General features: G+C 44.4%; 8 protein-coding genes. 5 read left to right on the forward strand and 3 right to left on the reverse strand.

Annotated features, from left to right (window positions below):
* Positions 1–243: 243 nt before the first annotated feature.
* On the forward strand, positions 244–1,587 hold the full coding sequence (locus AB4484_RS20565) for a response regulator (RefSeq protein ID WP_372080111.1): 1,344 nt from the start codon (positions 244–246) through the stop codon (positions 1,585–1,587).
* Positions 1,588–1,633: 46 nt separating this feature from the next.
* On the forward strand, positions 1,634–5,992 hold the full coding sequence (locus AB4484_RS20570; protein WP_372080113.1) for a transporter substrate-binding domain-containing protein: 4,359 nt from the start codon (positions 1,634–1,636) through the stop codon (positions 5,990–5,992).
* 40 nt (positions 5,993–6,032) lie between these two features.
* Here AB4484_RS20570 and AB4484_RS20575 read toward each other — a convergent pair whose 3' ends face one another.
* Positions 6,033–6,662, reverse strand: coding sequence for a DsbA family protein (locus AB4484_RS20575; RefSeq protein WP_048610518.1), 630 nt, complete (start codon positions 6,660–6,662; stop codon positions 6,033–6,035).
* 98 nt (positions 6,663–6,760) lie between these two features.
* Positions 6,761–7,099: a Grx4 family monothiol glutaredoxin gene (locus AB4484_RS20580; protein ID WP_009848715.1), complete on the reverse strand. Its 339-nt coding sequence runs from the start codon at positions 7,097–7,099 to the stop codon at positions 6,761–6,763.
* Positions 7,100–7,368: 269 nt separating this feature from the next.
* Here AB4484_RS20580 and sodB point away from each other — a divergent pair, with 269 nt between their 5' ends.
* The 3 genes from sodB (at position 7,369) to AB4484_RS20595 (ending at position 9,665) form a co-directional block, all read left to right on the forward strand.
* On the forward strand, positions 7,369–7,953 hold the full coding sequence (sodB, locus tag AB4484_RS20585) for a superoxide dismutase [Fe] (RefSeq protein WP_004734050.1): 585 nt from the start codon (positions 7,369–7,371) through the stop codon (positions 7,951–7,953).
* 246 nt (positions 7,954–8,199) lie between these two features.
* Complete coding sequence (locus AB4484_RS20590; protein WP_372080115.1) at positions 8,200–8,703, forward strand: VC2046/SO_2500 family protein; 504 nt, start codon at positions 8,200–8,202, stop codon at positions 8,701–8,703.
* A gap of 278 nt (positions 8,704–8,981) precedes the next feature.
* Positions 8,982–9,665: an SDR family oxidoreductase gene (locus AB4484_RS20595; RefSeq protein ID WP_050620898.1), complete on the forward strand. Its 684-nt coding sequence runs from the start codon at positions 8,982–8,984 to the stop codon at positions 9,663–9,665.
* A 186-nt stretch (positions 9,666–9,851) separates the two neighbouring features.
* Here AB4484_RS20595 and adhE read toward each other — a convergent pair whose 3' ends face one another.
* Positions 9,852–12,557 carry a bifunctional acetaldehyde-CoA/alcohol dehydrogenase gene (gene adhE, locus AB4484_RS20600; RefSeq protein WP_017056490.1) on the reverse strand — a complete coding sequence of 902 codons (2,706 nt, stop codon included), beginning with the start codon at positions 12,555–12,557 and terminating at the stop codon, positions 9,852–9,854.
* Between the last annotated feature and the right edge of the window lie 504 nt (positions 12,558–13,061).

The raw sequence follows: 13,061 nt of genomic DNA on the forward strand, positions 1-13,061 counted from the left end.
TACACTTAAGTGTTTAATAAATAAGCCGCTAATTCATAGAGAATACCAATCACATTAAGTAAATGATCAGAAATAGCACAGGAAAAAGGTTCGAGAACAAGGCAGGTTTTTTTGGTAAGTAGTTATTCTACAATCAAAAATTCTAACGCAGTTATCGAGCGTTTTAACCAGCTAGGATGATTAGTTGTTTACTACGATTGGTGTAATAAAGCGGCAAGGCTCAATACGTCAGAAGGCTACTATATGGATATACTCGCCCGTTCGCGCTATCTCATCATTGATGACAGCAGTGTGATTCAAAGTGCAACACGCGCACTGCTTATCAAGCTAGGCGTACCGAACAATAATGTGATTAGTGCGTCTAATGCACAAAACGCGATTGAGGCATGCCGGGCACATCGGTTCGATATCTTATTGATTGACCACGATTTAGGTTCGGGAAGCAATGGCTTGCAGCTACTTGAGTTTTTGCAGCAAAAAGAATTGATTAGGCCACAAACGATTGTTTTTATCGTCACCGGCAATGACAGTCAAGACACCTTCTTTGGCTATGCTAACTTCGAACCTGATGGTTACTTGATTAAACCAATACGTGCCGATGACATCATCAAAAGAGTCACCTCAGCACTCTCTCGACAGCAATACTTTTCAACATTAGAGCAAGCCTATCTCAAGAATGGGCTCAACGCGGTAAAGCCGCTATTTGGTCAAGCTCCTGACCCGTCAACATTGAAAGATGCCATCATCTACATGGCGAACATTCTGATAAAGAATCAACACCTCGATGAAGCACAAGCCATGTTAAATGGGTTGTTGCAACTCCATGATTACTTGCCTGCCAAGGTTAAGCTGGTTGAAATCCATATCGCTCAACAGAATTATCACGACGCGCTAAGTCAGATAGATGACTTAATAGAAAACAACCCTCGCAATATCAAACTGCAGCAACTTAAGGTTAAGATCTGCTTAAATACTAGTGACTTCGAATCAGCCAACACGCTCATTGAACAAGTGCTCACAGTAAATGGCAGTAACATCGAACTGACCAACACCATGGTTTGGCTTCAGCTACTCGATAAGAACGTCGATCAGGCGACTCTTTATCTCAAATCGCTAGCCCAATTAGTCCCGCATTCGATCTGGGATTCACCGGGTAAGCGAGCACTCATCTTATGGGCGGACAGTTTAACCCTCTCTCAAAAAGAGTTAGCACTTTGGAAGCCTGAAGGAGCTTGGCAAAGGCTCTCTCATTCTGAAAAGTCATTCGCACTCAGTAAACCGTTACTGAAACTTTGTCGTACTTTGCAACTCATTCAACTCGATCAACGTGAAGCTGCGAAAGAGCGATTAGAAAGCATTTCGATGAACGAGTTCTCAGACAATGATGTTGAAGCCTTCTTCTTATTGGCATTGTGTTATCAAGCCTTGGGGCTACAGGACAAAGTTGATCAAACAAAACGTCAAATTGATGTTTATCTTAAAGCCGATAATACCAGCCTCGCCCTTTTGCAACGCATGGCTTTGCAGCAAGCAGACAATTTTGCATTACCCACACTAACCAAAGCCCCTCTGGCCGCCGTTAGTTGAGCATGCCGTCAAACCCAAGTGAGTACGTAAACGACAGGATGTCTTTATGCAGAACAATGCTTCAAAAACGAAAATCTGGTGTGTCGCCTTTTTATTGAGTTGCCTTTCACTGTTGATGTGGCCGCTGCACACTTTTGCTGACAATACACCACCAAACCTCAACGAATCCACATCAACTAACCAAGTGATTTTACGTGTAGGTCTGCCTTCATATGACATGGTTCCTTACAGCTATCAACATAAGACTCCCTCAGGAAACCTCGTATCCGAAGGGTTGTTGATCAGTATGTTAGATCAAGTCTCGGCTAATGCAGGCTTCAAGTACCAAATTGAACTGTATCCAACCTTTAGCGCCGTGCTCAGTGCATTTGAAAGAGGTGAGTTAGATCTGCTAGTCGGTGTCTCTTCAACTAAAGAGCGCCAAGAATACATGACCTTTAGTGAGCCTATGTTCTCCATAAGACGAGCGGTGATTACTCAAAATCGAAAAATAAACGATTTGGGTGAACTGGCAAGCGCGAACTTAGCATTGGAGAAAGGGTTTGCGCTTAATGATCTTCTTCCTAGCCTGCTTCCTGAGAGTCGAATTACAACACTAGACAGCACACAAGCGGCCTTCACTGCGATACAAGAAAATCGTGTCGATGCTTATATTGGCGATGCGCTTGCCCTTTCTGCACTGCTACGTGAACAGCCTCGAGACTCACTGACATTATCTGTACTTCCCGACCTACCCGCTGATCACTTGCACTTTGCCGTCAAAAAAGGAACCCACAAACTACTTAGTCGAATCAATTTCGCTTTAGAGGACATCAAGCAAGGTTCGCTGCAGTCGATTTACAATCAATGGCTTGCTCCGTCTCAACACTCGATGTTGCTCGATTACGGAACATTGAATTTAACTCAAGACGAAAAGAACTGGCTTAATAGCAACCCAAACATCCCTACTGGCACACACGCCAATTGGTACCCTTACGATTTCACTAACAAGCAACAGCAACACTCTGGACTATCTGCTGATGTGTTGAATCTAATAAGCAATGTGCTTGGCGTATCATTCGAAAGTACCACTTACCTAACACCCGAAGCCGCAGAGGTCGCGTTCAATAATGGTGAGACTATGGTGTTGACCAACATCACACCAACCACAGATAAAGCTCGATACATGGACTTCACTCAAGCCTACAGCTCTGAACCATGGGTGCTTTTAAGTCGCTCTGATCGATTAGGCAACTTTGCGCCAAGTGGAACCGAAGCCATCGCTGTGATTGAAAACTCTGGAGGTACAACGGTACTCCCTTCTCTCTGCCTGACTTGCCAAGCCGTCTCTTACATTAATCATGTCAGCGCTTTTCAAGCATTACAAAAAGACGAAATCAGTTTTGTGCTCGCCTCGCTTCATCGTGCAGCCCCGCTATTGCACCAAGACTACGTTGGGCAATTTAAAATCACCGGCACCATCAACGAACAAAACAGCGCACCGCTGGCTCTCGCCGTTAACTTCCGCCACCCCATGCTGCTGAGCATTCTCAACAAAGCCATTAGTGCGCTTCCTGCCAATGAATTAGAACGCTTGGAGAACAAATGGCTGACCTATGAATATCAAGAAGGCTTGTCGCCACGTGAAGTGGCTAAATGGTCTGCGATCATTGGCGTTGGAATCTTTGTGGTCATCTTCGTGATCGTATTTTGGAACCGCAAAATGGCGGCTGAAATCGAGCAGCGAAAGGTCGCCGAGCAGAGAGCAAAAGCAGCAGAAGCCCATTTGAAAACGCTGGCCGACAACATTGATGGGGTTGTGCTTAAACACATTCAAACACACCCTCAACAGCCTTTAGATATGCGGTTTAGCTTCGTCAGTGCAGGTGTAGCCGATATGTTCGGCTTATCTGTTGATAGCGTAAAAGAGCATCCTCAACGTCTTTTTGAGCTTATCTCGAAGGATGGCTTGCCACAGTTTAAAACCAGCATGCTCGATGCCATTGAATCTGGGCATTGGGAAAATGAACAGCAAGTGCAGTTAGAATCAGGTGAAGCGAAATGGGTGAAATTTAATAGCCAAGTATCGAGCGGCCAAACCATTGAATGGAATACGGTGATCACAGACATCACCTTGCTGAAAAAACAGCAGCAAGCTTTAGATAATGCACGTCAAAAAGCAGAAAGTGCGACGGCCGCTAAGTCGCAATTCTTAGCGACCATTAGCCACGAAGTTCGCACCCCAATCAGTGGGATCTTGGGGCTGTTGGAGTTAATGCAGGAACATCAGCTGAGTGAGGAGTTACTGAACTTACACGGAGGATTAAATCAGTCGGCTCGTAATTTACTGCACATCGTCAACGATGTACTCGATTACTCAAAAATTGAAGCAGGTAAACTAGAGCTTAGCCCGACTGAAATTGAGCTTGGCAAGGTACTCGCGCGTATCGTGCAACCGCAATCTATTCATGCACAGCAAAAAGGCTTGGCCTTCCACTATTGGCAAGACCCAAACCTCGCTCAGTGGTTGTTCGCAGACGATATACGACTCCATCAGATTCTCAACAACTTCCTCAATAATGCAATTAAGTTCACCGAACACGGCACTATTTCGTTACATGTCGATGTAATGGAACAGAACGAACATCAGCAGAGAATTAGCCTCACCGTTTCAGACACGGGCATTGGCATCCCGAAAGACAGACAACAAAGTTTATTCCAGCCTTTTGAACAAGCTGACAAAACCACCAGCCGCCGCTTTGGTGGCACAGGGCTTGGACTGTCTATCGCTTTGAAGTTAATTGAACAGATGGATGGCAATATAGAACTGTCGAGTGAAGAAGGAAAAGGCAGCCACTTTACGGTTACCGTTACCCTCCCGACTTGTACTCCTGAACATGCGGCTAGCAATGCTTTGGCTCTATCAAAAACGCTGATTTGCACTTCGGAAACTGAGAACCCTATTGAGCTAGATGTCGGTAATCACTCACACGAGGTATATGTTGTCGGCTACGTTCTGCAGCAAGAAGAGCTGTGTCGATATCTGAAACACTTCGGCCTTGAACCAAAAGTTCTGCACATTAATCAAAAGCACCTACTCAAAGAGATGGTCATCAAACATCAGCCAAAACACATCTTTGTGGCGATGTCTGTATGGCAACAACTGGCGATTACCGATGCTTGGATTCAACAACATACGAGCTCAACACGTTTCACTGTGATCAACCAAAACCCAATGCTCTCACCTGAGCCTTTAGGGAACTCTTGGTGCTTGTCGGTGAATCCGCTGCTACCCGATAACCTTGTGCATGTTCTAACGAAACCCGTCAGTCACGACAATCTAATCTCGCCACTCAACAGCGAAACTAGAGCGCCTATCGCTAAAGAGACTCGCGAACAAGCAGAGAGCAATGGCAGGCTGATTCTGGTCGCGGAAGATCATCCCATCAATCAACAAGTGATCGCTAAGCAGCTTGAGAGTATTGGTGTCCACGCCGATATTGTCGATAACGGATTACTCGCCCTCAATGCCTTAAAAGATAAGCGTTATGGGCTACTTCTTACCGATTGCCATATGCCTGAGATGGATGGGTATACGCTCGCGTCGAGCATTCGTCAGATAGAGCAACGCAGCGAGGAGCTCGATCAAGAAACTCAAAGGTTGCCTATTGTCGCGTTAACAGCAAATGCTGTACAAGGTGAGGATGCAAACTGTTATGCACACGGCATGGATGACTTCTTAGTTAAGCCAGTGTCCATTAAGCAAATGAAGCTGACCATTGAGAAGTGGTTGCCCGCTATAAATGACTCCTTCCCAGCGCCTGAAAACGATATTTCTGATGCAGAAAACCCAAGCTCGCACAGTCAGGACAAAGGCTCGTTGTCAAATCCTTTAGCTGAGGACCAAGAAGCCAATGAGTTTTCGATGTTGTTCCAAGACATTGAACAGAGCTTTGCGGAAGTGGAGGACAGTAACCCATCAGAGCCTAGCCAAAAGGTTACTCCTACTAGCCCTCAAGACTCGTTCCAAAATGCCAACAATCAGGTTATCGACTACGCCGCGCTCTACGATCTATTTGAAGATCACGAGGTGGTAATGATCTTACTCGATGAGTTTGCCGCAAGCTTTATTGAAGATAATGAACGGATAAAAACATATTGGGCGAGCAGGGAATATAAGGAACTAAAAACCACAGCGCACCGACTTAAAGGCGCAGCGAAAATGGTCGCATGTGACATGATTGCCTCGCCGCTAGCCAACATTGAGGCACAGGCAAATGATCTGGTTATCGAAGCGATTAGCCTGGAGCAAGTCCAATCAAAAATTGAAGCGTCAATCGAGGAAGTGAATTCGACATTTGAACGATTTACTGAGGAAATAAACCAACTACGTCAGACAAAAGAAAAGGCTTACTCTTATGAGTAAGCCTTTGAAATAATTGCGAATAAATATAACTTTCGCTGAATTATGCAGCGGGAGCATTACTCACTAGAATTTCGCGAATAGACTTAAGCGTTGCTTCTGTTGAATGATAATCCAATTCAACTTCACTAAAGATGCCGTTCACTTCAAGCATTAAGGTTGGGTAAGAAAATACACCCATCGCTTCTTTAAAGCCTAGCTGGTCATCTAACTCACTTTCCAATAACTTGCTAGAAAGGTCATTTTCAAACTGTTGAACATTCATGCCTAGCTCTTCAGCCAACTGCAAATGCGTATCTTGGCTATGAGGCAGCATCGCACGAAGGTAGTAAGCATGTTGAATCGCTTCAAGCATCGCCTCGTAGTGGTCTTGAAAACCAGCGGCAATCACAGCACGGCACGCAGGGTAAGTACTGCGGACGGGTTGGCACTCAGTCCAAAACTCATGATTAAACTCAGTACCTAGCTTAGCTTCGATCTGCTTCCAGATCGCTTGCAGCTTGCCTTTCATCTCTTCTGACATTGGCTCATCAGAATCCGGGGCCAAACCACCCACTACATAGTTAAACTCAATGCTCGCAGGCAATTGTTGTTTCAATAACTCAAGTGTTGGCTTGTAACCCCAACACCAGCTGCACATTGGATCATGCACATAATGAAGTTTTACGTTCATTGTTCATTCCTTATCGAGTCAATGATTCGATCAATTCAAACAAAAAAGGAGCCTGATTAAGGCCCCTCATTTTAACTATTCAGCGCAAAGGCTAGAACTTATTCAGCGTCATCGCCAGCAACTTTAGCCGCTGCTTCTTTAACGATTGGCTGAAGTTCACCTTTTTGGAACATCTCAAGAATGATGTCACAACCACCGATTAGCTCACCTTCAACCCAAAGTTGTGGGAAAGTAGGCCATTGTGCGTAAGCAGGAAGCTCTGCACGGATATCAGGGTTTTGTAGGATATCTACGTAAGCAAATTTTTCGCCACATGCCATTAGAGCTTGAGACGCTTGAGAAGAGAAACCACAGCTAGGTAGCTTAGGAGAACCTTTCATGTACAGTAGAATAGTGTTTTCTTCAATTTGCTGTTTGATTTTATCGATAGTTTCCATTGCTTCCTCGTTAATGGATTACGGCTTTTATTGCCTTTATTCTACCCCAAACTAAAAGAATAAAAACCATATAAAAAAAGCGGTTAACAAGCTAAGCTAACAATTCACACAAAAGTAATGAAATAAGCTTTTAATAAAGTAAAAACTTGCTAAACTATATCGCAAGTCAGCAAATTGACCATGGTTGGCTGTATAGCGAGCCATGAATAATAATATCACTGGAAGCAATCGAAAGAGTTAACTCTTTCATATCAATGGAGAATTGAGCAATGGCATTTGAACTACCGGCTCTTCCTTACGCGAAAGACGCGCTAGAACCACACATCTCAGCAGAAACGCTAGATTTCCACCACGGTAAGCACCACAACACTTACGTTGTTAAGCTAAACGGTCTTATCCCAGGTACTGAGTTTGAAGGCAAAACACTAGAAGAGATCGTTAAGACTTCTACTGGTGGTGTTTTCAATAACGCTGCTCAAATCTGGAACCACACGTTCTACTGGCACTGTCTTGCTCCTAAAGCAGGCGGCGAACCAACTGGCGCTGTTGCAGAAGCTATCAACGCTGCATTCGGTTCTTTCGAAGAATTCAAAGCGAAATTCACTGATTCAGCAATCAACAACTTCGGTTCTTCTTGGACTTGGTTAGTTAAGAAAGCTGACGGTTCTCTAGACATCGTTAACACTTCTAACGCTGCTACTCCTCTAACAGAAGAAGGTGTTACTCCACTTCTAACTGTTGACCTATGGGAACACGCTTACTACATCGATTTCCGCAATGTTCGCCCTGACTACATGGCTGCATTCTGGAACCTAGTAAACTGGTCTTTCGTAGAAGAGAACCTAGCTAAGTAATTATTGCTTACGCTGCGCTATTTATAGCGAGTTATCTATTGAAAGCTCATGCCCCGGCGTGAGCTTTTTTGTATCTGTCGTATTCCACAAAATCTAGGCATTTCGCAATAAGCTCGCCAATAGCGCTTACTTCTCGCCCTATTGATAGCTTTCTTCCCTACCCTGCATAAATTCTCTATTTGCCTGTAATTAAACACTAAAGTTTGCCGACTCCATGCCGTTAAAGGTGTATCCAAGAGAGGCAGCATGCAAATACATACTTTAGACAAAGCAGGAATCATCAACGAACTGAAGTTCGGCATCGGGATCAGCCAAGCGGTTGAGCAAGGTCGCCGTGCAGATTTCGCGTTGCTGTTATCTATGTTTTCTAATGATGTCCGTGATTGCACGCCAATTGACACCATTGAAATCACAGAGACAAATGAAGATCGCCTGCGCAAACAATTTGGCGTAGCAGAGCCTCAACAACTGCGTTCAAACCAATCGTCGTATGAGATTTCTGCACAGCAATCTAATCATTTTCATCAAGCTAGCCTTGCTAGCGCCAAGCTCAGCCATTACTTGAAACCCGAAGCGCTTGCCTTCATGCCTGAAGATACGGCCGACTTACCCGAAGAGGTTTACCAGAACCTTTCTGGTCATGACCGACGCAAACTTGCCAACAAGCATTTACCTGATTTGCCACATGCCACGCTCTACAATGAGCTAACCTCCGCGCAACGTCAGTATCAAATTCAAGCTCAAGTATAGCGGTCTCCTACCTTTCCCTTTTTCGCTGTCTCTCCACAGCTCTTCCTCGACTAACTCGCACACTTCAAAGTATTCACATGAATGATATGAACCACTAGCCTTAGGCAACCTAAAAACACCTGATGTCGGTTACCGCTTGAAGTTACTACAAAATGTGACGTGCCACTAAGTTCATAAAAACTTATTAATTGGCACACCTTAGTTTGAACCAATTCACACCCATTGTATAAATTTTAACCCATCCTTATCCGACATGGACGATTTGTTTAGGTACTGGGATGGAAATAAAAAGCTCAATCATATTGGTGACATCTGCCGGCTCGCGACTGGGAGGGACGATTGCGAACCACTTTGTTAACCTTGGAGCCACCGTCATCCTTTGTGATAAAGACACGGAAGCACTTAAAGCGACGTATCTACAGTGTGCCCGCTTTTCTGACTCTGTTTACCACTACACGCTCAAAGGAAATGACAGCCAAGCGATCCTCAGCGTATATGATTTTATTCAAACTACCTTCAACACGACACCCGATGTGTTGGTCAATAACTGGATAAGCTCCCCAATGCCTAGCCTAATTGGCGATCAACCTGTGAGTAGCTTTATTAATGATCTCTCATCGATGGCATCGACCCTGTTCGCATTTGGGCAAATCAGTGCTGAGAGATTGCGAGAGGAAGATAAAGAAGGCGTGATTGTGAATGTGATATCTCATGATGACTTTCACGATGTGTCCGGCTTAGAGAGCGCAAACTCAATGATCACTGGCTTTACCCATAGTTGGGCGAAAGAGCTGACTCCCTTTGGTATTCGAGTCGGTGGCGTTGTTCCCGCCGTTCATAACTCCGATGGCAAGCTCAACCGATGTCACTGGGCGCAGCTGCAAGACGAGCTGACCAGAACAACCGAATACATTGTCTCGAATGACTACTTCAGTGGGCGAGTTGTCGCGGCAGAGGTTTAACTCTCTACTCCAAGTGAACATGGCTGACTCGACTCAAATCGAGTAGCAGAGCAATTGCCTTTCAATCCGTTTTACAAACGAACCAAACATAAAAAAAGCCCCAGTCTCTCGACTGGGGCTTTCATCTTTTCCCGATAGATAAGTATCGTGCTAGCGAAAACTTATCTCAAAACTAATGCTTACTTATTATGCGTTAGCTTTTTCTTTTTTAGCTTTTGGCGCTTTCGCTTCAGCTGGCTTTTGGTCTGCTTTCTTAAGGATAACTGTAGTACCTTCGAAAGTTTCGCCTTCAACGTATGGTTGGCCGAAGTAAGAAGTTGTTAGAACTTCTTTTAGCTCAGTGATTAGAGGGTAACGTGGGTTAGCACCTGTACACTGGTCATCGAACGCTTCAACAGCTAGCTCGTCTAGTTTAGCGATGAAGTCAGACTCGTTAACACCCGCAGCTTGGATAGATAGTGGGATGTCTAGGTCAACTTTAAGCTCTTCTAACCAAGTCAGTAGACGTTCAATCTTCTGAGCAGTACGGTCACCAGCTTGGCTTAGGCCTAGGTGGTCAGCAACTTCAGCGTAACGACGACGTGCTTGTGGACGGTCGTACTGAGAGAATGCAGTCTGCTTAGTTGGGTTATCGTTCGCGTTGTAACGTACAACGTTTGAGATAAGTAGTGCGTTAGCAAGACCGTGTGGTAGGTGGAACTCAGCACCAATTTTGTGAGCCATTGAGTGACACACACCTAGGAATGCGTTCGCAAATGCTACACCAGCGATAGTTGCTGCGTTGTGTACTTTCTCACGAGCGATTGGGTCAGCCGCACCATTTTTGTAGCTTGATGGTAGGTATTCTTTAAGCATCTTAAGAGCTTGAAGAGCTTGACCGTCTGAGTACTCGTTCGCTAGAACAGATACGTAAGCTTCAAGAGCGTGAGTTACTGCATCGTAACCACCGAACGCTGTTAGAGACTTAGGCATGTTCATAACTAGGTTCGCATCAACGATAGCCATGTTTGGCGTGATTTCGTAATCAGCTAGTGGGTATTTAGCACCAGTCTTGTCGTCTGTAACAACAGCGAATGGAGTAACCTCTGAACCTGTACCTGAAGTTGTAGTGATACATACAAGCTCAGCTTTTTGACCCATTTTAGGGAACTTGTAGATACGTTTACGGATGTCCATAAAGCGCATTGCTAGTTCTTCGAAGTGAGTTTCTGGGTGCTCGTACATAACCCACATGATCTTAGCAGCATCCATTGGAGAACCGCCACCTAGAGCAAGGATTACGTCAGGTTGGAAGCTCTTCATTGCTTCAGCGCCTTTCTCAACAACAGATAGCGTTGGATCCGCTTCTACGTCGAAGAAAGTTTGAACTTCGATGCCTTGTGCTTTAAGCAGGCTAACTACGTCATCTGCGTAACCGTTGTTGAATAGGAAACGGTCAGTTACTAGGAATGCGCGTTTCTTACCTTCTAAGTCGCTCATTGCGATTGGAAGGCTACCACGACGGAAGTAGATAGACTTAGGTAGTTTGTGCCACAACATGTTTTCAGCTCGCTTCGCTACAGTTTTCTTGTTGATAAGGTGCTTAGGACCTACGTTCTCAGAGATAGAGTTACCACCCCATGAACCACAACCTAGAGTTAGAGAAGGTGCAACGTTGAAGTTGTACAGGTCACCGATACCACCGTGAGTAGTCGGGATGTTGATTAGGATACGAGCAGTCTTCATCTTGTCACCGAAGTAACGGATGCGGTCTGCGTTAGTATCTTGGTTAGTGTAAAGACCAGATGTGTGACCGATACCACCGATTTCAACCATAGTTACCGCTTGAGCAACTGCGTCTTCGAAGTCGTCTGCGCGGAATAGACCTAGAGTTGGAGATAGTTTCTCGTGAGCGAATTCGTCATCGTAAGAAACTTTACCAAGACCTTCACCTACAAGTACTTTTGTATCAGCAGGAACTTTAACACCCGCCATTTCAGCGATTGCTGGAGCAGGTTGACCTACGATTTTAGCGTTTAGGTTGCCGTCGATAAGCAGAACTTTACGTACTTTATCAGCGTCAGCTTTAGATAGAACGTGAGCTTTGTGAGAAGCGAAACGCTCTTTCACTTCGTCGTATACTTCACCAACTACGATTGCAGCTTGCTCAGAAGCACATACTACGCCGTTATCGAAAGTCTTAGACATAAGGATAGATGCTACAGCACGTTTGATGTCAGCTGTTTCATCGATAACTACAGGAACGTTACCAGCACCAACACCGATAGCAGGCTTACCAGAAGAGTATGCTGCTTTAACCATGCCTGGACCACCAGTAGCAAGGATAAGTGCGATACCGTCGTGCTTCATAAGCGCGTTAGAAAGCTCTACAGATGGTTGGTCGATCCAACCGATGATGTCTCTTGGAGCACCAGCTGCAACAGCTGCGTCTAGAACTAGTTTCGCTGCGTCGTTAGTTGAGTTCTTTGCACGTGGGTGTGGCGAGAAGATGATGCCGTTACGTGTCTTAAGAGAAATTAGAGATTTGAAGATTGCTGTAGAAGTTGGGTTCGTTGTTGGAACGATACCACAGATGATACCTACAGGCTCAGCGATAGTCATTGTGCCTAGGTTGTCATCTTCTTCTAAGATGCCACATGTTTTTTCGTCTTTGTATTTGTTGTAGATAAATTCAGATGCAAAGTGGTTTTTGATAACCTTATCTTCAACAATACCCATTCCAGATTCAGCAACTGCTTGTTGAGCAAGTGGAATACGAGCGTGGTTAGCAGCAAGAGAAGCTGCGCGGAAGATTGCGTCTACTTTCTCTTGAGAGAATGTTGCAAACTCTTCTTGTGCTGCTTTAACGCGAGCTACTAGAGCATCAAGTTCCGCTAAGTTAGTTACAGGCATGGTGGATCTCCTAAAATAATAAATATTAAAAACTTTTTATTAAATTCGCTGCTTGCTTTTAACCTTAAACATCAGCGTTCTTAGTAAATTGCTTTCAGGGCTGAGTATATTATTTCACAGTGTGAAAAAAATTGACCCAGATCAGTTACCCAAAAAGAATTAACCAGAAAGTAGTAAGGCAATCGCAAAAATGAACTTAAGAGCATGATTTATATGGATTAAACTCACACTTTTCGTTCGCGCAAAAAACAAGCAAACAGGCAACTTTTTTCTACATAGCGTAATAAACTGTAAAAAAGTTTCATTTTTAGTCCGTTAAATTACATGTATTACATGTATACAGCTATATTCGTGCTACTGAGAGTATATCCATACCGTTGCACGGGCTAGATTCTGACATAATTTTTATTAATTTCGTGCGTCGGTTAACAGTTACTCAATAATAAATTACAAAATGAAACACTACCAACTAGCTTGCAACAGGCTTATACCGAATCAACTTGA

The organism is Vibrio sp. 10N.261.46.A3, assembly GCF_041472995.1.
GTDB classification, from domain to species: Bacteria; Pseudomonadota; Gammaproteobacteria; order Enterobacterales; family Vibrionaceae; genus Vibrio; species Vibrio coralliirubri.